Origin of the sequence: Sphingopyxis sp. MG, assembly GCF_002953155.1 — a bacterium.
Classification (GTDB): domain Bacteria; phylum Pseudomonadota; class Alphaproteobacteria; order Sphingomonadales; family Sphingomonadaceae; genus Sphingopyxis; species Sphingopyxis granuli.
In genome coordinates this window covers 706,582-728,556 of the sequence record NZ_CP026381.1, presented here as the reverse complement: position 1 = coordinate 728,556, position 21,975 = coordinate 706,582, and the positions used below count along the sequence as shown (strand labels likewise).

Sequence of the window (21,975 nt, the reverse complement as noted above, 5' to 3'; positions counted from 1 at the left end):
CAGCGCTTCGAGCAATGCAAGATCGGCGTGCCGGAAGGTGCCTTCCGGCACGCCGATCTGTGATGCGGGAGCTTGTGGTGCTTCCGCGGGGCGGCTGGACCTGATGGCGGCCAGCCTGGTGGGCTTCCTGCGGGTTCGCCGCCATTCCCACCACCATGCTCGATCCGCCCCACAGTGCGGCGTCTCCCATGGTCCCCGCGCTTATCGGGTCCGGGTCCCCATTGCCTGCTCAGGCGTCCGGCTCGGCGATCGGCGCCAGCGTGTCGATCTCGGCGATTTTCTGGAACTCGCCGAGATATTCCTGGCGGTGACTGGCCAGCCAGCGCGCCACCCGGCCATTGGCCAGAAGCTTGGCGACATAGCCGCGCGCCACCGTCAGATGCAGATTGTCGACCCCATAGGTTTCTTCGACCGATTTGACCTGCGTTTGCAGCGCCGCCAGTTCGCGCTCCATGCGCGCGATCTGCTGGCCTGACGGGGTCGGCGTGCCGGCGCCTTTGCCCTTCCTGGCTGTCGCCAGCTGATTGTCCGGGGTCGCTGCGCGAAGGGCCCGCGCAAACATGATCGAAAAGTTGTTCTGCCCGATCATCAGATCCGCCGCCTCGATCTGCCGCATCGCCGACATCTGTCGCAGAATGTCGAACACCTTCATCGAGCAGGGCGTGTCTTTCAGCATCTCGGCCGCTTCGGGGCTGATGCCCTCGAGCAGGCGAAAGCGCCGGATGACCGATTCCACCTGCAGGTTCAGCGCCTCGGCAATATCGGTCGCCGCCACCCCGCGATCCATGGCCCGCGCGATCATCCGGTGCTCCTGGATCGGCGGTATCCGGTTGACCCGCTTGTTATAGGTATAGGTGTCGTCATCGGTGGCGATCAGGCATTCGACTTGGTCGATGCCAAGCTCTTTCAGCGCTTCGATCCGCAAATGCCCATCGAGCAGGAAATACGATCCGGTCTTGGCCGTATCGGCCATGACCGCCGGGGCTTCGATCAGCCCGACCGCCTTGATCGAGGAAAGTACCTGCGCGAAGGTTCGGCCCTCGCGCGCGCCATCGGGCAGCGTCTTGAGCGGCACGATGCTGGAGACGGGTATGGTCACGAACTGGCTTTCGAACGCCTGATGGATCCGATCGCCGGGATCGTCGATCCGTTCAGCCATCGTGCTCTCCCGAAATCCGCATCGCCAGCGCCCGCGGCATCGTCGCCAGGCCCTCGGCTCTGAGCAGATTAAGGAAGCTCTCGTCGGTGAGCAGGTCTTTGAGCGCCTCGACAATGAACAAGAGCCGCGTCTGGGTGAAATCGGACTTCTTGACCAGGAGCCGCTGCTTTTCCGCTTCGCGCTGGTAGACCTGCATGAGATCGTTGGCGGTCATCCGCCTGCCGCTGCCCTTGCGGCCCAGTCGCCCCGAAGGCAGGCCCTTGCCCTGCGCACGCATGCGCATGTCGAGCATACGCCGCGCTGCCGCCAGCTTCTTGCCTCTGAGCTTGCCGGTCTCATAGGCGTCGAGCAGTAGGGTCTGGGCTTCCTCGCTCTCGGCCTTGGAAATCTCCATCGCCAGCGTGATCGGGATAACGCCGGTTTCGACCGCGGCGACCAGACGCTCCTCACCGCGCTCGAGCAGTGAGGCGATCATGTTGACCCAGGACGCGCCGACCCCGAGCTTTTCGCCGATGGCCGTGTCGTTATAGCCCCGCGCGCGCAAGGCGCCGATCTCACGCATGATGTCGATCGGACGCGGCGTGCGGCGGGCAATGTTTTCAACCAGGCTCATCACCAGGCATTGGCTCTCGCTGGCCTCGATCACCACCGCCGGGATTTCGCTCTGGCCTAGCATCTGGAAGGCTTCGAGCCGACCCTCGCCGCAGACCAGATCATAACGCGCACCGCCCGGACCGTTATGGCGCGCCACCGTGATCGGACGCTTGAGCCCGATGGCCTCGATATTGTTGACGATCTCGCGGTGCTGGCGCTTGTTGCGCGCCCGTGAGTTGAGCACCGTGATCCGCGAAATCGGGATCATTTCGACACCGCTGGAACGCACGGCAGACATCAGGCAGCCTCCGGTAAGGGGATGGGAGCGGCGATGGTGTAGAGCAGGTCGAGGTCGTCGAAGCGGTAGGCGTCGAGCGCCAGCGCATTGTCTTCACTCAGCCGGACCTTGTCGGCCAGTTTCTCAAGGCGCGGGAACAGGTAGTAGTCGAATGGCGCGCGATTGGCGCGGTCCATGCGCACGACCACGGTAATGTCGGGGGCAAGCGAGGTGTCAAAACGCAGCTTCCAGCGTAAAAGCCCCGTCGGGGTCTCGAAACAGCGCGCGATCACCACCGAGACGCTGAATTCGCCGTTGACGATCACCCGGTCGCTCTCGTCCTCCTGCCACGCTTCGCTGCCGCTTGCCTGCAGACCGTCGAGCACCTCGCGCAGGATGCCAGGATAAAGCTGGCGCAGTTCGCGATTGATCGCGACATAGCGATAGTCCCGCTCCGGGGTGAACCCGACCAGGCTATAGGCCCTGAGCAGGCTGCCGAACCGTGAACTGTACGCGCTGCTCGAGGCCATGGCCTCGCATTCGTCGATGATGATCCCCGAAAGCATGCCCTGACGCTGGTACAGCTCGGCCAGGGCCGTGAGCATCTCTTCATCGCTCAAGCGGAACGAGCGCGCGGCGATGATCGAGCGTGCCGCCTCGAACAGCTCGCGCTCGACAATCGCTTCAAACGCGCCGTCGGCGCGGATCCACATCTCGGGCGCGTTGCGCACCCGCTTTTTCTTGAGCTTGAACGAGCGGCGGTTCCAGACATTGTCGCCAACATATTTCTTATTGATCAGCAGCTGATGGACCGTGCCGCGCGTCCAGGGCCGGCCAAGATCGGTTGTAAGGCCGCGCGCATTGAGATCGGCCGCGATCACGCTTTCGCTGCGCCCCTCATGGACAAAGGCGCGGTAGACATCGCGCACCAGCGCGACCTCTTCGTCCGGCCCGGGCGTGAGGATCACCCGGTCGGTCTGGATGCTCTTGTGCTCGCCGCGGACCAGCACCCCCTTGATCGCGCCATGCTCGTCGATCAGCGTGCGCCTCAAACCAAACCCGGCCGGGCCGCCCTGACGAAATCCCTTTTCGATCAGCCGGCCTTGCCCGGCAAACACCTTGGTCGAAAGCTCGCGGCTATATTCGCCGGCCATGGCGCGCTTGACGCCCTTGACGATGGTCGAGACCGGGCTGCCATCATTGTCGAATTGCTCGGCGCAATATTGCACCGCAATCCCGGCGCGCCTGCAGATATATTCGTAGTAAGCGCTCTCGTCGGCGTCCTGGAATCGGCCCCAGCGGCTGACGTCATAGACCAGCACCAATCTGAAATCGGCCGTGCCGGCCTCAACATCCTCGATCAACTGCCTCAGCGCATCGCGGCCCTCGATCTTGAGACCGCTCTTGCCAGCATCGGCATAGGTGCGCACGATCTCGATCCCGCGCGCTTCTGCATATTGCCGGATCGCGTCGGATTGGTTTTCAGTCGAATATTTCTGATGATCGGTCGACATGCGGACATATTCGGCCGCGCGCACCAGAGGTGCCGGCTCGGATCGGTCGTCGTCGTTAAGATCCCATCTCGGCAAACTTTGCCCTTTCCTGCTTTACCTGAGGCGGTCCGGGCAACCGACCGCCTCAGCACGTGGCCTCGCCACCGCTTCCGCACCTCGACCAGTTTAACTGTGGAGAGACCGGAAGATGTTGCAGAAAAAGGGCAGGAAATTACCGCCATGGAAAGGTGTCCTGGCCACGCGCCAGATCTATGCGCAAACCATGGCCGAACTGCTGCGCAAGGAGCACGGCGACAGCCACCGTGCGATCAAGCAGATCATGCGCCAGACCCACGCCAGCGAGCGCACCGTCAAACACTGGCTGTCGGGCCAACACGGTCCCGATACGGTGTTTTTCTTGCGTCTCGTGGTGTCCTCACCCGTCATTCGCGCTTTCGCTCTCGGGATCATCGAGGGACCGGTGGCCGCCAAATTGTCAGGGTCTGTCGATCGCTATGCGCTGGCGGCGGCCCGGGCCGCCTATGTCGTCGGCGAGTTTGCCGGAGGCAGGAGACCGGCGGATCACCGGCCAAATGACCCTAAAGATGACCCTGATCGCGACCCTATGAATGACCCTGATCGGGCTGAACTCAATGAGCGCCAATACTGGTTTCTGGCCAGAGTCGCCGAAGGCGATCGCTGCGGCGCCAGCGAGATCATGGCCTTGTGGCAAGTCAGCCTCAAAACCGCGCGCCGCGACATCGCCGCGCTGAAAACGGCGAACCTGATCTGCTATGTCGGATCGCGGCGGAAAGGGCGATATCGACGAACAACCAGTGCTCCGGAGACCCATGAGCGCCCGCTCGGCGGATGAGGCTGTCATTGGGGCCAATTGCCCTTCGTTACGACCGCAGACCTGGCCTTATGCGCGTCGTCGCAAGCGTGTGGCCGGATGCGTCTCAGCTCCTTCACTATGCCTGCAATCGGGGAACTGGTTGCATCCGCTGAACACCGTGCCGTTCCTGTTGCGCTTCTCGACCATCTGCCCGACCAGACACTTGGGGCATTGACGCAGCGCTGCGCCTTCGATCGTCTCAAAGCGGATCTCGTCGCCCGCGATCTCGCACAGCTCCCGGATATAGCGGGACGGTTGCCGGCTATTGGTGATGAGATAGGCGCCCCGGCTAGCGCGCGTCAGCGCAACGTAGAACAGACGTCGTTCTTCCGCATATGCGTAAGTCTCCGGGCGCGGAATAACCAGATTGAGCAGTTCATCGTCCTCGATGCGGCTCGGCACACCGTAGTCGCCCTCGCTCACATCGAGTAAAATCGTGTAGTCGGCCTCAAGCCCCTTGGCCCGGTGAAAGGACATCCCCGAAACGTCGATATGGGCAAAGGCGGGCGGACGTCCTGCGAACGGATCGAGCAGATTGTACCGCCATAAAACCAGAACCTTGAGCTTGGCGTCCGGCTCCTTGCGCCACTGCGCGGCCATACCGCCCAAAGCCGTGTCGAGCCGTTCGAGCAGGCGATGGCAGGCCTTGGCAAAATCAGGTCTGCTGCGCTCGTCATCGATGGGAATGACCCGGATCGAACGCGCGATGGCAGGCCGTGTCGAGCGAACCGCCTTGGCGATTTGTTCTGGATTGCGCTGGACGAATTTCGCGGCCGTCTCGGCGATCAGCTGATTGCAGCGATAGGTCTGTTCCAGCCGCCCCCGCCAGCTTGCCCCGAAATTGGCCTCGAACTGCGTGAAGATTGTGATGTCCGATCCGGCAAAGCGATAGATCGACTGCCAGTCGTCGCCGACGGCGAATACCTTGCTGAACGCCACCTGCTGCTTGAGCGCCTTGATGAGATTGGCGCGCGGCTCGGAGATATCCTGGAACTCGTCGACAAGAATCAGCGAATAGGGGCTCTGATAGCGGCCGGTTTCGACAAGCCTGACGGCATCGGCGATCATGGAATCGAAATCGATCCGGTCGGTCTCTTCCAGGCGGCGGGAATAGCCTTGCGCGATCGACCAGACGACCCGGGCATAGAGCTTTGCCCGCTCCTTGTCGTGCAGGGTTTTGGCGCGTTCGAGCAGCATGTCGAGCGTCAAATGGCTGGCGCGAATGTGCTTGATGCAGATCGATATGAGCTTGTGATAATGCTTGATCACCACCGGCTCGAGCGCCTTGGTGATCTCGGCATAGTCCCTGCGCTCCAATGGCACGGCGCGCTGCGCCAACTCGGCTTCGAGCGTGCTCAAAAGCGTTTCGCTGCTGGCCTGGGCTGACGTCGTTTCGAAGAAGTCGATGCCTTTGCGGCGATAGGCCTGCCGCTTGCTCTCGGCATGCACGGCATAGTCCGCAAATGGCGAGGTCCCATCGGCGTTGAGCGCGAAGTGCTCATGCACCGTGTCAGCCTGCGGATAATAGAAGTCGGGATGGAGGTGGCGCACCGTACCATCATCGTCTTCGACTGCGATCTGCCGCTCGTATTCGAAGGCAACCGAATGCAGCCACAGCCAGTTGACGATCTTCTGCTCCTGCAGGGACTTGACGATAGTGCCGGCAAGCGAGCCGATCGTGGCAGAGCCCTTCCTGAGGCGATCGGAGACATAGCGATTGTAGTCGGTTTCGGTGTCGAAGACCTCGACCGGAATGTCGGCCTTGGGATGCACCACCAGCAGATCGCTCCACATCCGCGCGAACTCCGGATCGCTCTCGACCAAGGCTTGAATGATCTCTTCGATGACCTTGGTTTCGCCGGCAGGGTGCTCGACCCAATTGGCCAGTTGGGGCGGCCGCCCCTCGACCTCTTCGATAATGCCGCGTCCCAGCGCATGAAACGTCGTGACGCGGCAAGCCAGCTCGCTTTCCTCGACCTGCAGTTGCCGGGCGATCCGGGTCTTCAATTCATCGGCAGCACTCTTGTTGAAAGCCAGAAGCAGGATCTCCTCCGGCCGGTAGAGCTGCTTTTCCAGAACATAAGCAACCTTGCCGACCATGGTCGCGGACTTGCCCGAGCCCGCCGAGGCCACCAGCAAATTGTTGTCCTCGAGGCGAATGCAGGCTTCGCGTTGCTGATCGGACAGGGACCGCCCGTCGAGATCGTCGAAGAACGGCCCGAATGTTTCCAGCTCCGCGGCGACGAATGCTTCATTATAGGCTTGGCGAACGCCCGGATCCGTCAGGAAGGTGAACGAAGGCGGCAGAGACGCCTTGAGCCTGGCCGGCATTAACTGTGAATTCAAGAGCGGATGCGCGAGGGCGGCCGCCGCATCGCCTGGCACGCTGGCAATCGCCCGGCCAAGATCGGCCTGAGCGAGATACTGCCTGCTGCCTTCGGTGATTTTCCGAAGCTGGGCATCGACATCGTGCAAGCGGCCCGTTTCGGCGCCAATCAGGCCGAAGAGATGGGTATTGATGAAGGCGTGAAGGTCAGTGACCAATTGCGCGGCTGCTTCACCAGTCAGGCCGGACAGAGCATCCGTTCTGCCGCGAGAGCGGATCTCAACGCTGTGCCACAGCAGAGCCTTGCTGGCCGAAATCGACACGATATCGAGGCAGGCAAGCTCGATATCACCTTCCTGGCGCAACCGGATGCGCCCGGACAGTCTCGGGTCCAGGGTCAGCTTCCATTTTCCGGAAGCAAACAAACGCGCAAGAAAGCCGGGGCGGTATGTCTGCGCTCGGCCGGATAACAATTTGCTCAACGCCACCTTCGATATGCCCGAACATCCAGATTCAAAGGGCTGATTATCAGCAACTTGTTGAGATGTTCCAAACCGGTGGCGGGCAGATTTTTGAATGAGCGGTCATGAGCGCCGCCGCGGAAGTGATACTTTGACTGCTAATCGATGCGGCGCACGCGTACCGCCTTAGGCATGCCCTCGACATGCATATACCGGCCCTCGATCACCACACGCGGCCTGTACTTGTACTGATAGCGATAATAGTACTGATCCTGGCGCCAGACCGTTCCATTGGCGAGCTTGACAATGGTATCGCCGCTCCAGCCCGTCCAGGCTCCTGCAATACGCGTCTGCATCGGCGTTGTTCTCCTAGTCGATCCGGCGGACGCGGATGCCGCGGCTCATGCCCTCGACATGCATGACGTTGCCGGACAGGGTCACAGAGGGGCGGTAGGCGTAGCGATACTCATAATGATACTCCTCCTGGCGCCACACCGAACCGTCGGTCAGCCGGACGATGGTGTCGCCGTCCCAGCCGCTCCATTCATCCTCAACCTGTTTTCTCATCTGGTCTCTCCTGGCCTCTGGCGTCACGCCGCGTTCGGCAAGCGCACGACGTCGGCGATTTCCGCGGCAATCTCTTCGACGGTGTGGGTGGCGGTGCTGCGCGCCAGTCGATCGGCGAGCGAAGCCGAGTAGCCGATCACCTCGCGTTTGGAGACGTTGTGCCAGATCGGGAGCAGGATCTGCTCGCCCGATACGGCGCGGGTGACGAGCCCGTCGAGCTCGTATTCGGGCCAGCCTTTGCCAAAGAACGCCTGCGACAGCACAACCACGCCGAAGCGGCTGCTTCCCAGGCCCCGGTCGATTTTGCGGCGAAGGCTGTCGCCAATCCGCAGTTCGAATTCGTCATACCAGACCGACAATCCTGCTTCGCGCAGTGCATTTGCCAGCGGTCGGACGACCTCGTCCTTGTCTTCGGACGCATGAGAGATGAAAACGTCGAACACTCGGCCATCGGGTGCCTCGGGCGGCGGCGCGAGATCATCATCGGCGTCGCGGACGAGTGTGGGGACACTGCGCAGCGGTGCCTCGTTGATTGTGGGCAGAGGGGTGAGCGCCGCACCCGGGACCACCTGAACTCCGGACCGCACCGATCCGCGAAGCCCCTGCATGTCGATGGCAACATGCCAGGTGCCGGAACGCGGCACCGGTAGGCGCACGGGAGAGCGCTTCGCGAGGCCTCCGACATAACTATGGCGACGGCCCGCTTTGTAGCTGTTGAAGTTCGAGCCATCCATGAGGCGGACGTTGGCCGCACTGCCGCTGAGCGTCACCACGACGACACTGCCCCGTTCGACATGCCCCAGATTGTAATGCGTGAAATTCATCGAGCTCTCCGATCGCGTGCGTTCAGCTAAGAGCAGACTGTTCGAGAGCGCGGAGAGCGATCGCGAATCGTCTATCTTTTTCAGGATAAAATTCGCATACGAAGGTGACAAATCCTGTCACCTACGCCGACTGCCTAACGCGGCCCAAAGTCCGGTCCGTCACCATGCGATGGACAGATGCCGCGCGATGCACACTAGGGACTGGTGCCCTGAGAGCTTTTGCTATACCAATCATCTCAATGATTCTTGAATTATTGAGATGATTATGGATGAGAAACGAGCTCTCGCGGCCTGCGCCGCGCTTTCGCAGGAGACGAGGCTACGCATCGTTCGGCTTCTTGTGACGGCCGGGCCGGAAGGAATGTCCGCCGGTGCCATCGGCGAAGCAGTGGACGGCGCGTCCTCTTCGCGCATGTCTTTTCACCTGAGCCATCTAGAACAGGCCGGGCTTGTTGAATCCCGGCGAGCCGGGCGCTCGATTATCTACACCGCGGCGCTCGGGGTGCTCTCGGGCCTTATCGAATTCCTCATGCGCGACTGCTGTCAGGGGCACCCGGAAGTGTGCAACCCGGCCATGGCCGCGTTGTCATCTTGTTGCGAACCGAGGAAAGGCACAGCCCATGTCTGATGCAAGCCAACCCGATCGTATTTTCAAGGTCCTGTTTCTGTGTACCGGCAATTCGGCGCGCTCGATCCTGGCAGAAAGCATCCTGAACAAGGATGGCGCGGGTCGCTTTCGTGCCTTTTCCGCCGGCAGTCAGCCCAAGGGGAAGGTCCATCCCCTCGCGTTGAAGGTGCTGAAAAGCTTTGACTATCCTGCCGACGGCTTGCGCTCGAAGAGCTGGGAAGAATTCGCTGCGTCTGATGCGCCGACCATGGATTTCGTGTTCACGGTCTGCGACAGCGCGGCCGGTGAAGCCTGTCCGGTCTGGCCGGGCCAGCCGATGACCGCGCACTGGGGCATCGAAGATCCCGCCCCGGTGGAAGGCTCCGAGATCGAACAGGAAGCCGCCTTCGTTGCGGCCCTTCGCTACCTCAAGAATCGCATCTCCATTTTTACCGCGCTCCCCGTAGCCAGCCTCGACAAGGCATCCCTGCGCGCCAAGCTCGTGGAGATAGGGCAATCGGATGGGGCGTCCTCGTCCCGCAACAGCGCCGCGTGAGGTCAGCCATGGACGTTGTCATCTATCACAACCCCGAGTGCGGTACCTCACGCAACACGCTGGCGATGATCCGCAATGCCGGTGTCGAACCCCATGTCATCGAATATCTAAAGACCCCGCCCTCAAGGGTGATGCTGGACCAGCTCATCCAGCGCATGGGCATATCGGTGCGCGCGCTGCTGCGCGAAAAGGGAACGCCTTATGGGGAGCTCGGTCTTGGCGATCCGGCGCTGACCGACGACCAGCTTCTCGACGCCATGATGGCGCATCCGATCCTCATCAATCGACCGATCGTGGCCACACCCAAGGGCGTGAAACTCTGCCGGCCGTCTGAAGTCGTGCTCGACCTGCTGCCGCCGCAGCAAGACAAATTCATCAAGGAAGATGGCGAGCGCGTCATTGACGAGCACGGTCACCGCGTAGCGACCGCATAAGGGAAATCCATGTCCACATTCGAACGCTACCTAACCCTGTGGGTCGCGCTTTGCATCATCCTTGGCATTGCACTCGGCCATTTTGTGCCGGGCGTGTTCCAGGCCATTGGCGCAGCCGAAATCGCTAACGTCAATCTGCCGGTGGCGGGGCTGATCTGGCTGATGGTTATACCGATGCTGCTGAAGATCGACTTCACGACGCTCGGCGAAGTTGGCCGGCACTGGCGGGGCATTGGCGTAACGCTGTTTATCAACTGGGCGATCAAGCCTTTCTCGATGGCGTTGCTGGCCTGGCTGTTCATCGGCTGGCTCTTCCGGCCCTTTCTGCCGGCCGGCCAGATCGACAGCTATATCGCCGGCCTGATCATTCTTGCCGCTGCCCCGTGCACGGCGATGGTGTTCGTCTGGTCGCACCTGACCAAGGGCGAGCCGCATTTCACGCTCTCCCAGGTCGCGCTCAATGACGCGATCATGGTGGTGGCCTTCGCGCCGATCGTTGGCCTGCTGCTCGGCCTGTCGGCGATCACCGTACCATGGGGCACGCTCGTTTTATCGGTTGTGCTTTATATCGTGATCCCGGTGATTATCGCCCAGATCGTGCGTCGCTATTTGCTGGCGGCAGGCGGGCAAGCCGCGCTCGACCGGCTGCTCGCCAGGCTAAGCCCGGCCTCGCTGACGGCGCTGCTGGTGACACTGGTGCTGTTATTCGGCTTTCAGGGCGAACAGATCATCGCCCAGCCGATGGTCATCGGGCTGCTCGCGGTGCCGATCCTGATCCAGGTCTATTTCAACTCCGGACTTGCCTATTTGCTGAATCGGATCACGGGCGAGCAGCATTGCGTCGCCGGCCCTTCGGCCCTTATCGGTGCCTCCAACTTCTTCGAACTCGCCGTCGCCGCTGCCATCAGCCTGTTCGGGTTCCATTCGGGCGCGGCGCTCGCCACCGTCGTCGGCGTTCTCATCGAAGTGCCGGTCATGCTCTCGGTCGTGTGGATCGTGAACCGCTCGAAAGGTTGGTATGAGCGGGGCAGCAAGACCGTGGCTGTCGCGGAGGCGAACCACTAATGCTGAACGCTCTGCCCAATATCGATCCCGGTTGCATCGATGTTCCCGATATTGACCGGCTGCGGGCGTCGCCTTCGGCGCATCGGCCGCGCATCCTGCTGCTTTATGGCTCGCTTCGCGAGCGCTCCTATAGCCGGTTTCTGACGCAGGAGGCCGAACTACTGCTGAATGCCTTTGGCGCCGAAACACGCATCTTCGACCCGACCGGCCTGCCATTGCCGGACGGAGCGGAAGTCGCTCACCCGAAAGTGCAGGAGCTGCGTGACCTGTCGCTCTGGTCGGAGGGGCAGGTCTGGACGAGTCCCGAGCGGCACGGCGCGATGAGCGCGGTGATGAAGGCCCAGATCGACTGGATTCCCCTTTCGGTCGGGGCCGTCCGGCCGACACAGGGCCGAACACTGGCCGTCATGCAAGTATCGGGCGGCTCCCAGAGCTTCAACGCCGTCAATCAGATGCGGGTGCTTGGTCGATGGATGCGCATGGTGACGATCCCCAACCAGTCATCCGTCGCCAAGGCGTTCCAGCAATTCGACGAGGCCGGCCGCATGAAACCGTCCTCCTACTACGATCGCGTGGTCGACGTGATGGAGGAGCTGGTCAAGTTCACGTTGCTCACACGGGATGTCTCGACCTATCTCACCGATCGCTATTCGGAGCGCAAGGAAAGCGCCGAAGCGCTGATGGAGCGCGTGAACCTTTCGGCCGCCACCTGATTTGCTCGCCGATGATGATGACGGCTCCGGCCTTCTACGACCCTATGTTGCCAGAACCTCTTCAAGCTGCCGCACCAGTGCCTGGCGTTTCTCAGCCTTCAAACCATCGAGGTTTTGTTGCCGCCATCGCACGGCCGGCAGTTCGGCGCCGGCCTCCAGGTTGAGGGCTGGCCAGTCGGGTTCGCCGCGCTCGAACGCCAACAGAAATTGGCGGTGCGCATTGGGCATTTCTCCGACGATGTCGGCAATCAGTGCTTCACGCGCCGCAAGCAGGGTCTCGAGTTCGACCGGTTGTCGCGTCATGCCGACGAAACCTCGGTCAAATTCTACCGCAATATCTTTGCGCCGCACCGCCAGAACTTCGGCCATGGGGCGGTCGTGGCTGATCAGGTAGATGAGGAAGGCCCGACGCAGCGCATCGTCGATGCCTTCATTCGCCAGAAGATCACGCACGTCGAACAGATCGCGTGGATGCTGACGGTCGAGGGCGGCGACAATCTTGCCGGCATAGAGATCGGGAAACGAGACGATCCGCATTTCGGCAAAGCCGAATTCATCTTCCACGCTGGGGGAGACCGACCGTATGGCGGGCTCGAACACGCAGCCACGCAGGACCGGCGTCACCTCAATCTTGATTTGCGCGCCATCGCCACGGACGACGAGCTTAGTGATCACATTCTCGCGCGAGCGTGACGGAGCGACACGGGAGCCGCGGACTGACTCGGTAATGCGCTCAGCGATGCGCGCCATCGCCGCATTGATCGTTGCAAGCGAGGTCGCGCGGTCCTGCACTGGCAGGTAGGTAAGATCGATATCGACCGAGAGGCGCGGCAGGTCGCGCACGAACAGATTGATCGCCGTGCCACCCTTCATCGCGAAGCACTCTTCCGCAACCACCGAAGGCAGTGTGCGGATCAGTAATGCGACCTGATTTCGGTAAGTGTCCGCAAATGCCATCAATACGCCTCGGCCAGTTCCTTGGGGACAGTGATCTCGTAGGTCGGGTCGTACCTGCCGTCCTTGACCAGCATGCGCTTGCCCGAACCCAGTTCGATTGCGGTCCGGTCGACTTGCTTGAGCCATGCATGGCGATGCCGATCGGCAAAGAAGAAGAACAGGCGCTTCACCTTCACACTGCGGCAGCGGACAAGCAGCTTCTGGAGCCGCCTCGGCGCAAGATCGCTCAGACCTTCCATCAGCACGTCGACCTGATCGAAGCTCTCACGCTGGGGCAGCTCATCGAGAAGTTCGAGAACCGCCCGTTCGGGCGTCGATACCGTCAACGGCCAATCCCATTGCCCCCAGGGCAGAGCGCGCAATCCGGCGTCCTGAAAAGATCCCGCAACTCGCGCATCAGGTGCGCGGTCCGAAACGAGGGAAGGAAAGCTGACATCCTCCAGGTCGGTCCCGAAGAGCGGCGAGCTGTTGTGATACACGAACCGTTCCTTCAGTGGGAGCGTCGTGAGCCAGCTGGGCGGCTTCGCTGGACCGTGAAGATGGATCTCGGAACGATCCTGTGAGAGGTAATGGGCATAGCCTTGCAGCTCGAGGGCTGTCCGGCCGCCAACGGTGAGACGATAGCCGAGAAGCGTCTGCAGCGAGACGACCACCTGCTGCCAGCCAAGCTGTCCGCGAGGGCGCCGATACACTCGGCGTGCCGGCTGCTCGAGCCAGCCAGAGGCAACATATTTGGTGCGCAGCGAGGTTGAGTAGCCTTGAGCGGAAAGCCACGCGGCATCGACGAGCAGGCCCTCAGGCAGGACCTGTTCCAGTTGCTTTAACTTTCCTATTGTTTGCTCACTCATAGTGAGTGTTTTAGCATATTTTCAAACCAAGCGCGAGTTTGAAGATGCCCTGGTTTGCTGCTTTGTGGTTAGCAAATCGGCATAAACGCAAACTGACCTCTTGTCCGAGACAGGCTGCTCGTTGTGGTCAGCGGTGTTTTCTGCTACAGATTGGGTCAATCTGTGGGACGGCGTTCACAGGGTCGAGACTGGCGATTGACGCCGATTGTCCTTGAAACCCACAAATTTTTTTTCGACCCTTTTTCCCTTTAAAATCAAAAGCGTAACATTTTGACTAGCCAGTAGTCGGTTTTTGCGCGCCCCAAGGCCATAATTATACGTGATATCAACGGCTTAATGTTGGTTTGGACGATTGAGTGGGAGTGATCGGAAAGGGGACCATCCCGTCCGCATGAGGAGACGAAGAGGATGACCCCGACCCGCATCGAAACCGAAGCATCGGGTGGCTGCCAGTGCGGCGCGGTGCGCTATCATGCGTCGGCGATGCTCGACACGTCGCACATCTGCCATTGCCGCATGTGCCAGAAGGCGACGGGGCATTTCTTCGCGGCGCTGGTTGGCGTGCCGAAGGATGCGCTGCGCTGGACGCGCGGCACGCCCGCGATCTTCAACAGTTCCGACCAGATCGAGCGCGGCTATTGCCGCGACTGCGGGACGCCGCTCTATTATGACTATCCCGAAAGCCGGCATCTGAGCGTCACGACCGGATCGCTCGACGAGCCCGCGCGCTTTCCGCCAAAAATGCAGTTCGGCATCGAGGCGCGGATGCCCTGGTTCGAGACGCTCGTCACGCTGCGCGAGGAAGGCACCACCGAGCAGACGATGTCGGGTATCGCCGAAGCCATCGCCCCGAGCAACCACCAGCATCCCGATCACGACACCGAAAGCTGGCCCTGACAAGGCCGGCGCCGCGGAGCCGGATCGCCTATCGCTAGGCCGGGTCCGCCCTGCTACACCGCCGCCATGTCCGAGAAGAATCACCTCTATCTGGTCGATGGCTCCAGCTACATCTTTCGCGCCTATCACCGCCTGCCGCCGCTGACGAACCCCCGGGGCGTGCCGGTCGGCGCGGTCTATGGCTACACCACCATGTTGTGGAAGCTCGCGAAGGATCTGCACGCCGCCGACGGCCCGACGCACCTCGCCGTCATCCTCGACCATTCGAGCCAGTCGTTCCGCAACGAAATCTATGACCAGTACAAGGCGAACCGGCCCGAGCCGCCCGCCGACCTGGTTCCGCAATTCCCGCTGATCCGCGACGCGACGCGCGCCTTCTCGCTGCCGTGCATCGAGATGGAGGGTTTCGAGGCCGACGACCTGATCGCCAGCTATACCGAGGCCGCGGTTCGCGAGGGGTGGGACGTCACCATCGTCAGCAGCGACAAGGACCTGATGCAGCTCGTCCGCGAGGGCAATGGCGCGCCGGAGGTCGACATGCTCGACACGATGAAGAACGTCCGGCTCGGTCTCGACGCGGTGCAGGAAAAATTCGGCGTCGGTCCCGAGCTGGTCGGCGACGTGCTGGCGCTGATGGGCGACAGCGTCGACAACGTCCCCGGCGTGCGTGGGGTCGGGCCCAAGACCGCGACCAAGCTGATCGTCGAATATGGCGACCTGGAGGCGGCGCTGGCGGGCGCCGCGACGATGAAGCCGTCGAAGCTGCGCGACAATCTGATCGAACATGCGGAGATGGCGCGGCTGTCGCGCATTCTGGTCGACCTCAAGCGCGACTGCCCGCTGCCCGAGCCGATGGAGGATTTCCGGCTGGATGCCATCCCGCCCGAGCCGTTGAAGCTCTTCCTCGACGAGCATGGCTTCCGTTCGCTGTCGGCGAAGCTCGACACCGGGACGACGCCGGGCGGTCCGCCGACGCTGCCGCGCGCGGTGGATGCGGGCGCTGCCACCGCCGCGCCTTCGACCCCGACGCTGCCGCCGATGCCACCGATCGACCGCTCGCTCTACGAGACGGTGACGACGATCGAGGCGCTCGACCGCTGGATCGAGGCGGCGCGCGCCGCGCATGTCGTCGCGGTAGATACCGAGACCGCGAGCCTCGACAGCGTCACCGGGACGCTCGTCGGGGTCAGCCTGTCGACCGGTCCGGGCAAGGCCTGCTACATCCCGCTCGGCCACGGCGGCACCGACATGTTCGCCGAAAAACCCGAACAGGTGCCGGTCGCCGATGCACTCGGCCGCCTCCATTCGCTGTTCACCGACGAGGCGGTGCTCAAGGTCGGCCACAACCTCAAATATGACATCGGCGTGCTCGCGCAGCACGGCGTGCGCATCGCGCCCTATGACGACACGCTGGTGATGAGCTTCGCGCTCGACGCGGGCAAGCACGGCCACGGGCTCGACGAACTGGCCAAGCTGCACCTCGATCACACCTGCCTGACCTTCAAGGAGATGTGCGGAACCGGCAAGTCGCAGATCAGCTTCGCCGAGGTGCAGCTGGCGCGGGCGACCGAATATGCGGCCGAGGATGCCGAGGTCGCGTGGCGGCTGTGGAAGCTGCTCAAGCTGCGCCTGCCGCTCGAAGGCGGGACGCGCGTTTACGAGATGGTCGATCGCCCGCTCGTCGCGACCGTCGAGGCGATGGAGCGCGCGGGGATCATGGTCGACCGCGACTATCTGGCGCGGCTGTCGGGCGAGTTCGCGAACGCCATGCTGCGCACGGAAGGCGAGATTCATGCGCTCGCGGGCCAGCCGTTCGTGATCGGCAGCCCCAAGCAGCTCGGCGAGATATTGTTCGACAAGCTGGGCCTGAAGGGCGGGCGCAAGGGCAAGTCGGGCGACTGGTCGACCGACCAGAACGAACTGGAACGGCTCGAGCGCGACGGCGTGCCGATCGCGCGGAAGGTCCTCGAGTGGCGGCAGCTCGCCAAGCTGAAATCCACCTATACCGACGCGCTGCAGCAACAGATCAACGCGAAGACCGGCCGCGTCCACACCAGCTACAGCCTCGTCGGCGCGCAGACCGGGCGGCTGTCGTCGACCGACCCGAACCTTCAGAACATCCCGATCCGTACCGAGGTCGGTCGGCAGATCCGCGACGCCTTCATCGCTGCGCCGGACCATGTCCTGATGGCGGCGGACTATAGCCAGATCGAGCTGCGGCTCGCGGCGCACATGGCCGATGTGCCCGAACTGAAACAGGCCTTTGCGCAGGGGCAGGACATTCACGCCGCGACCGCGATCGAGCTGTTCGGCGAGGTGAACCGCGATACGCGCGCCAAGGCCAAGACGATCAACTTCGCCATCCTCTACGGCATTTCGCGCTGGGGCCTCGCGGGACGGCTGGAAATCACGCCCGACGAGGCACAAGCCTTGATCAGCCGCTATTTCGAGCGCTTTCCCGGCATCAGCGACTATATCCAGGCCACGCTGGAGGGCGCGCGCGAACATGGCTATACCGAGACGCTGTTCGGCCGCAAAACCTGGTTCCCGCGCATCAAGGCCGCGAACCAGAACGAGCGGCAGGGCAGCGAGCGCGCTGCAATCAACGCACCGATCCAGGGCACCAGCGCCGACCTGATCAAGCGCGCGATGGCGCGCATGCCCGGGGCGCTCGCCGATGCCGGACTGTCCGACGTGACGATGCTGTTGCAGGTCCACGACGAACTGGTCTTCGAAGCCCCCGAGGCCAAGGCCGAAGCCGCGGGCGCGGTGATCCGCCGCGTGATGATGGGCGCTGCCGAGCCGATACTGAAGCTGTCGGTCCCGATCGACGTCGAGATCGGAGTCGGCAAGAGCTGGGGCGACGCGCATTGACCGGCATCGCCCTTCTGCTCGCCGCCTTCGCCCTCGATCCGCTCGCGGCCCCTCCCCCCGCCGAAACCGCCGCGCCGGCACCCGTCGCCGAAAGTGATCTGCGCGAGTTCGCGGCCGTCGTCGGCCGCAAGGCGGTGGGCCGGCCGGTCGGCGGCCCGCTCGGCACCGGCGACAAGATTCTGCTGCTCGCGCGCGACGACAAGGGATTTCCCGCCGTCGCGGGCAGCTTCGGCTTTTCGGTGCGCCAGTCGCTCCCCGCCCCGCCAGCGGGCACGCTCGCGGTCGTGCGGCTGCACCAGCGACCCGAAACCATCGTTCCCGGTCCAACCCCCGACGACCTCGCCTTCGTCACGACGAACCGATTGCCGCTGTTCGTGATCGGCGAATGGGCACGCCCCGCGCCGATGTGGGAAGTCGCGTGGATCGACGGCGCCGCGCGTTTCCGTACCATCGGCGAGGTCGGGGAGATCGGTCCCTGGCGCGATTAACGGCCCATCGCGACTGAAGCGGCGGCCGGCTCCAGCGCCCTTTCGCCGCGCGGCCTTTCGCTCTATGGCGGTTCGGTGACGTCTGGCTGACGCAGATGTGACAGCCAGAAACGAAAGGCAGACATGTCCGGTATCCCGAGCGCCGAGATGAAGGCCCCGACGCGTATCCAGCACAATATCCTGGCGCGCAGCGAGCGCCGCCTTCTGAACTGGCTGTGCGCGCGCCTGCCCGCCTGGGTGACGCCCGATCAGCTCACCCTGCTCGGTTTCGTCGGCGCGCTGATGGTCGCCGCGGGTTACATGCTGAGCTGGCTCGACAATGAATGGCTCGGCCTGTCGCTCGCCGGCTATGTCGTCAACTGGTTCGGCGACTCGCTCGACGGCAGCCTGGCGCGCTGGCGGCGGATCGAGCGCCCCGCCTACGGCTATTTCGTCGATCACAGCGTCGACGCGATGGCGACCTTCCTGATGATCGGCGCCTTGGGGCTTGGCCCGCACATGCGCTTCGAAGTCGCGCTGCTCGCCGTCACCGGCTATTTCATGCTGTCGATCCACACCTTTCTGGCGGCGAAGATCATCGGCGAATTCCGCCTCTCCTATCTCGCGGGCGGCCCTACCGAGCTGCGGCTGATGCTGATGGCGATGACCGCGGCGATGCCGCTCGTCGGCCCCGACATGGTGGCGGGCACCGATTTTTCGGCATTCGACCTGTTCGGCCTGTTCGTCGCGAGCATCCTGGTGACGCTGTTCGTCGTCCAGAGCTTCACGACCGCACGGATGCTCCGCCATCGCGGCGGCTAGGCGCCGGTCGGTTCCAGCGGCGCGCTATCCGCGCACGCGCGCCATCGGATAGGTGCCGAGCAGGCTCACCGACTTGGTCTGGAAATCGAGTTCCTCCAGCGCGCGGTCGACGGCTTCCTCGCCCGGCGCCCCGACGATGTCGGCATAGAATTTGGTCGCCGCGAAACTGCCGCCGAGTTGATAGCTTTCGAGCTTGGTCATGTTGACGCCGTTGGTCGCGAAGCCGCCGAGCGCCTTGTAGAGCGCGGCGGGGATATTCTTCACCTCGAAGACGAAGGTCGTCATCAGCGGCACGCCCTGCGGCTGCGTATCGCGCGGCGTGCGCGCGAGGACGACGAAGCGCGTCATATTGTGATCGGCGTCCTCGAGTCCCGTCGCGTGAAGCGTCAGGCCGTACAGGTCGGCGGCATGCGGCGGTGCGAGCGCGGCGAGCCCGACCTCGTCGCTGTCGGCGACCCAGGCGGCGGCCCCGGCGGTGTCGCTGTGCGCCACCGGGTCGATCCGGTTCGCGCGCAGCCATTTGCGGCACTGACCCAGCGCCTGCTCGTGGCTCATCGCGCGCGTCACCGGGCCGAGGTCCCGGCTCATCAGCCCATAGCGGATGCGCAGGAAATGCTCGCCGACGATCGACAGGCCGGATTCGGGCAGCAGGAAATGGATGTCGGCGACGCGGCCGTGCAGGCTGTTCTCGATCGGGATGATCGCACGGTCGACGCGCCCTTCGCGCACCGCGTCGATCGCGTCCTCGAAGGCATAGCAGGGCAAGGGCAGCGCGTCGGGGTCATATTCGCGCGCAGCAAGGTCGCTGTTCGCGCCGGGGGCGCCCTGAAACGCCAGGCCGCGCGCGGGCTCGGCCAGCGCCGCCGCCTTCATCTCGTCCACCAGTCGCTGCGCCGACGCCGAATAGCTGCCCATATCTGCCTTCCCCAGCTGCGCCGCGGCGCATAGCGGGCCGTCCGCGGCGGCGCAATGGCGGCGTCGCCGATTTCATCCCCTTGCGCCGCCGCGCGCGCACCAGTAAGGGAGCGGCCAATCATATCATGCGCCTGTTGATCAAGGGCGCCAGCGAACGGGGCTGCAAGCATGGACAATCGCAACAACACTATTGCCGGCTGGGTATTGTTCGCCGGTATTTGCGCTCTCGGCCTGTCGATCGGGACCGGGATGCTGTTTGCGAGCCACAACCCCGAAAAGCCCGGCTATCCGATCGAGGACGCCGAAGGTGGCGGGGGTGCCGCCGAATCGGCCGTGCCGCTCGCCAACCTGCTCGCCGCCGCCGATCCGGCAAAGGGCGAGGCGGTGTTCGCGAAGTGCGCCGCCTGCCACACGATCAACTCGGGCGGCGCCAACGGCATCGGCCCGAACCTGTGGGGCGCGCTGGGCAAGCCGCACGGCCACGTTCCCGGCTTCGCCTATTCGGATGCGCTGAAGAGCGTCCCGGGCAACTGGGATTTCGAAGGCATGGACAAGTGGGTGACGAGCCCGCGCAAATATGCCCCGGGCACGAAGATGTCGTTCGCCGGCCTGTCGAACCCCGAGGATCGCGCCAACCTGATCGTCTATATGAACAGCATGGGGTCCAACCTGCCGCTGCCCGCGCCCGAAGCCGCGCCGGCTGAAGACGCCGCCGCCGAAGGCGAAGCCCCGGCAGAGGGCGCCGCGCCCGCGGCAGGTGACGCGGCTGCCGCGCCCGCCGATGCGGCCGCACCTGCACCGGCCGAAGCGAAAAAGTGATGCGCCGCGCGCCCGCCTTGCTGGCGGTCGCCTTCGCGCTCGCCAGCTGCGGACAGCCGGACCAGCCCGCCTCCACGGACGATCCGGCGTCGGAATCCGCGACACCGGCAGAACCGGCTGAGCCTGCGGCTGCGGTAGAACCGACCGCGGCGATGGGCGAGCCGCTGTTCAAGCGCTGCGTCGCCTGCCACACGATCGACAAGGACGGGCGCAACGGGGTCGGTCCGAACCTGCACGGCATCGTCGGCCGCGCGGTCGCCTCGCACCCCGGCTTCTCCTATTCGGGCGCGATGAAGGCCAGAGGCGGCGTCTGGGACGAAGCCGCGCTCGACGCCTATCTGGCCGCGCCGATGAAGAATCTCCCCGGCACCCGCATGGCCTTTGCCGGCATCCCCGACGCCGCCGAACGCAAGGCGCTGATCCTCTATCTGGCGGCGCAGTCGGAATAGCGCCGGCCGGGCGATTTCCATCTGTCCGGGCTGCTCGCAGCCCCGGCTTTCGCCGGAGCGACGGCGGTCAATGATGATCGTCGTTCGCGTAGAAATCCCGGATGATGCGCCACGCCTCGTCCGCCGTCTCGACGAAGGCGAAGAGGTCGAGGTCGCGGGCGCTGATCACGCCTTCCTCCACCAGCGCCTCGAAATCGACGACCCGGTTCCAGAAGCTCTTGCCGAACAACAGCACGGGAATCGGCTTGATCTTGCCCGTCTGGATCAGCGTCAGCAGTTCGAACATCTCGTCGAAGGTGCCGAAGCCGCCGGGGAACACCGCGACCGCGCGCGCGCGGAGCAGGAAGTGCATCTTGCGCAGCGCGAAATAGTGGAACTGGAAGCTCAGCGACGGGGTGACGTAGCGGTTGGGGGCCTGCTCGTGCGGCAGCACGATGTTGAGCCCGATCGACTCGCGCCCCTCGTCCGCCGCGCCGCGGTTCGCCGCCTCCATGATCGAGGGACCACCCCCCGAGCAGACGACGAAATGCCGGCATCCCCGGTCGTCGCACGGCGTCTGGCTCGCAAGCCGCGCAAGCTGGCGCGCCTCGTCGTAATATTTGGCCTTCGCCTTCAGCCGGCGCGCGATGTTGCGCTGGACGTCGTCGGTGGCCGCGGTTTCGAGCGCATCGGCCTGACCGGGTTCGGGAATACGCGCCGAACCATAGATGACGAGGGTCGACTCGATCCCCGCCTCGTCGAGCAGCAGTTCGGGCTTGAGCAGTTCGAGCTGGAAACGGACCGGGCGCAGATCCTCGCGCAGCAGGAAATCGGTGTCCTGAAAGGCCAGCCGATAGGCGGCGCTGGCGGTCTGCGGCGTGGTGGTCGCCTGCTGGGCGAATTGCGCGTCGTCCTTGGCCTTGTGGAAACGCGAGCGATGGGGTTGCTTGTCTTTTGCCATGCCGCCGCAGCTAGCC

At 63.5% G+C, this 21,975-nt stretch carries 23 protein-coding genes; 12 read left to right on the top strand and 11 right to left on the bottom strand.

What is annotated here, in order from left to right; translation table 11 throughout:
- Nucleotides 1–229: 229 nt before the first annotated feature.
- The 3 genes from C3E99_RS03315 to C3E99_RS03305 all read right to left on the bottom strand — a co-directional run bounded on the left by C3E99_RS03315 (nt 230) and on the right by C3E99_RS03305 (nt 3,568).
- Entirely contained in the window at nt 230–973 is a 744-nt protein-coding gene (locus tag C3E99_RS03315) for a plasmid partitioning protein RepB C-terminal domain-containing protein (protein ID WP_442800477.1), read from the bottom strand.
- 178 nt (nt 974–1,151) lie between these two features.
- The gene (locus C3E99_RS03310; RefSeq protein WP_104959397.1) at nt 1,152–2,051 is read right to left on the bottom strand and encodes a plasmid partitioning protein RepB C-terminal domain-containing protein; all 900 of its coding nucleotides are present in this window, start codon (nt 2,049–2,051) and stop codon (nt 1,152–1,154) included.
- Entirely contained in the window at nt 2,051–3,568 is a 1,518-nt protein-coding gene (locus tag C3E99_RS03305; RefSeq protein ID WP_267894967.1) for a recombinase family protein, read from the bottom strand. The genes C3E99_RS03310 and C3E99_RS03305 overlap by 1 nt, the downstream gene beginning before the upstream one ends.
- 163 nt (nt 3,569–3,731) lie before the next feature.
- On the opposite strand from C3E99_RS03305, the gene C3E99_RS03300 reads away from it, so the two are divergent.
- A complete protein-coding gene (locus C3E99_RS03300; RefSeq protein WP_104959396.1) occupies nt 3,732–4,397 on the top strand; it encodes a DeoR family transcriptional regulator in 666 nt (221 codons plus the stop codon).
- Nucleotides 4,398–4,445: 48 nt separating this feature from the next.
- Here C3E99_RS03300 and C3E99_RS03295 read toward each other — a convergent pair whose 3' ends face one another.
- The 4 genes from C3E99_RS03295 to C3E99_RS03280 all read right to left on the bottom strand — a co-directional run bounded on the left by C3E99_RS03295 (nt 4,446) and on the right by C3E99_RS03280 (nt 8,596).
- A complete protein-coding gene (locus tag C3E99_RS03295) occupies nt 4,446–7,226 on the bottom strand; it encodes a UvrD-helicase domain-containing protein (protein ID WP_234002578.1) in 2,781 nt (926 codons plus the stop codon).
- A gap of 137 nt (nt 7,227–7,363) precedes the next feature.
- Nucleotides 7,364–7,561, bottom strand: coding sequence for a hypothetical protein (locus C3E99_RS03290; protein WP_028035883.1), 198 nt, complete (start codon nt 7,559–7,561; stop codon nt 7,364–7,366).
- A 13-nt stretch (nt 7,562–7,574) separates the two neighbouring features.
- On the bottom strand, nt 7,575–7,772 hold the full coding sequence (locus tag C3E99_RS03285) for a hypothetical protein (protein WP_104959394.1): 198 nt from the start codon (nt 7,770–7,772) through the stop codon (nt 7,575–7,577).
- A 23-nt stretch (nt 7,773–7,795) separates the two neighbouring features.
- Nucleotides 7,796–8,596 carry a DUF1883 domain-containing protein gene (locus C3E99_RS03280; RefSeq protein ID WP_104959393.1) on the bottom strand — a complete coding sequence of 267 codons (801 nt, stop codon included), beginning with the start codon at nt 8,594–8,596 and terminating at the stop codon, nt 7,796–7,798.
- Nucleotides 8,597–8,861: 265 nt separating this feature from the next.
- Between C3E99_RS03280 and C3E99_RS03275 the strand changes: the two genes are divergently transcribed.
- From C3E99_RS03275 to arsH, 5 genes are read left to right on the top strand one after another with little or no spacing between them, the layout of a single operon-like run.
- Nucleotides 8,862–9,224, top strand: coding sequence for an ArsR/SmtB family transcription factor (locus C3E99_RS03275; RefSeq protein ID WP_104960294.1), 363 nt, complete (start codon nt 8,862–8,864; stop codon nt 9,222–9,224).
- The gene (locus C3E99_RS03270) at nt 9,217–9,759 is read left to right on the top strand and encodes an arsenate reductase ArsC (RefSeq protein ID WP_088712227.1); all 543 of its coding nucleotides are present in this window, start codon (nt 9,217–9,219) and stop codon (nt 9,757–9,759) included. The genes C3E99_RS03275 and C3E99_RS03270 overlap by 8 nt, the downstream gene beginning before the upstream one ends.
- 8 nt (nt 9,760–9,767) lie before the next feature.
- Entirely contained in the window at nt 9,768–10,193 is a 426-nt protein-coding gene (gene arsC, locus C3E99_RS03265; protein WP_088712228.1) for an arsenate reductase (glutaredoxin), read from the top strand.
- A gap of 9 nt (nt 10,194–10,202) precedes the next feature.
- Entirely contained in the window at nt 10,203–11,258 is a 1,056-nt protein-coding gene (arsB, locus tag C3E99_RS03260) for an ACR3 family arsenite efflux transporter (protein WP_088712229.1), read from the top strand.
- Nucleotides 11,258–11,971 (top strand): arsenical resistance protein ArsH, encoded by a 714-nt coding sequence (gene arsH / locus C3E99_RS03255; protein ID WP_047165825.1) that lies wholly within the window; start codon nt 11,258–11,260, stop codon nt 11,969–11,971. The genes arsB and arsH overlap by 1 nt, the downstream gene beginning before the upstream one ends.
- A 42-nt stretch (nt 11,972–12,013) precedes the next feature.
- On the opposite strand, the gene C3E99_RS03250 is transcribed toward arsH, so the two are convergent.
- Together C3E99_RS03250 and C3E99_RS03245 are read right to left on the bottom strand one after the other, a co-directional pair.
- Complete coding sequence (locus tag C3E99_RS03250; RefSeq protein ID WP_047165824.1) at nt 12,014–12,928, bottom strand: nucleotidyl transferase AbiEii/AbiGii toxin family protein; 915 nt, start codon at nt 12,926–12,928, stop codon at nt 12,014–12,016.
- Nucleotides 12,928–13,776: a type IV toxin-antitoxin system AbiEi family antitoxin domain-containing protein gene (locus C3E99_RS03245; protein ID WP_104959392.1), complete on the bottom strand. Its 849-nt coding sequence runs from the start codon at nt 13,774–13,776 to the stop codon at nt 12,928–12,930. Before C3E99_RS03245 ends, C3E99_RS03250 begins: the two co-directional genes overlap by 1 nt.
- A gap of 408 nt (nt 13,777–14,184) precedes the next feature.
- On the opposite strand from C3E99_RS03245, the gene C3E99_RS03240 reads away from it, so the two are divergent.
- The 4 genes from C3E99_RS03240 to C3E99_RS03225 all read left to right on the top strand — a co-directional run bounded on the left by C3E99_RS03240 (nt 14,185) and on the right by C3E99_RS03225 (nt 18,836).
- Nucleotides 14,185–14,673 (top strand): GFA family protein, encoded by a 489-nt coding sequence (locus C3E99_RS03240; RefSeq protein ID WP_076074392.1) that lies wholly within the window; start codon nt 14,185–14,187, stop codon nt 14,671–14,673.
- A 66-nt stretch (nt 14,674–14,739) separates the two neighbouring features.
- Entirely contained in the window at nt 14,740–17,547 is a 2,808-nt protein-coding gene (polA, locus tag C3E99_RS03235; protein ID WP_076074389.1) for a DNA polymerase I, read from the top strand.
- Nucleotides 17,544–18,035, top strand: coding sequence for a hypothetical protein (locus C3E99_RS03230; protein ID WP_104959391.1), 492 nt, complete (start codon nt 17,544–17,546; stop codon nt 18,033–18,035). Before polA ends, C3E99_RS03230 begins: the two co-directional genes overlap by 4 nt.
- Nucleotides 18,036–18,158: 123 nt before the next feature.
- Entirely contained in the window at nt 18,159–18,836 is a 678-nt protein-coding gene (locus tag C3E99_RS03225) for a CDP-alcohol phosphatidyltransferase family protein (RefSeq protein ID WP_076074384.1), read from the top strand.
- Between the two features lie 24 nt (nt 18,837–18,860).
- Here C3E99_RS03225 and C3E99_RS03220 read toward each other — a convergent pair whose 3' ends face one another.
- Nucleotides 18,861–19,751 (bottom strand): prephenate dehydratase, encoded by an 891-nt coding sequence (locus tag C3E99_RS03220; protein WP_067110357.1) that lies wholly within the window; start codon nt 19,749–19,751, stop codon nt 18,861–18,863.
- Nucleotides 19,752–19,919: 168 nt separating this feature from the next.
- On the opposite strand from C3E99_RS03220, the gene C3E99_RS03215 reads away from it, so the two are divergent.
- Nucleotides 19,920–20,570 (top strand): c-type cytochrome, encoded by a 651-nt coding sequence (locus C3E99_RS03215; protein ID WP_067181810.1) that lies wholly within the window; start codon nt 19,920–19,922, stop codon nt 20,568–20,570.
- Nucleotides 20,570–21,019: a c-type cytochrome gene (locus C3E99_RS03210; protein WP_076074381.1), complete on the top strand. Its 450-nt coding sequence runs from the start codon at nt 20,570–20,572 to the stop codon at nt 21,017–21,019. The genes C3E99_RS03215 and C3E99_RS03210 overlap by 1 nt, the downstream gene beginning before the upstream one ends.
- Before the next feature lie 67 nt (nt 21,020–21,086).
- Here the strand turns inward: C3E99_RS03210 and C3E99_RS03205 are convergent, their stop codons facing one another.
- Nucleotides 21,087–21,959 (bottom strand): LOG family protein, encoded by an 873-nt coding sequence (locus C3E99_RS03205; protein ID WP_076074379.1) that lies wholly within the window; start codon nt 21,957–21,959, stop codon nt 21,087–21,089.
- Nucleotides 21,960–21,975 lie beyond the last annotated feature (16 nt).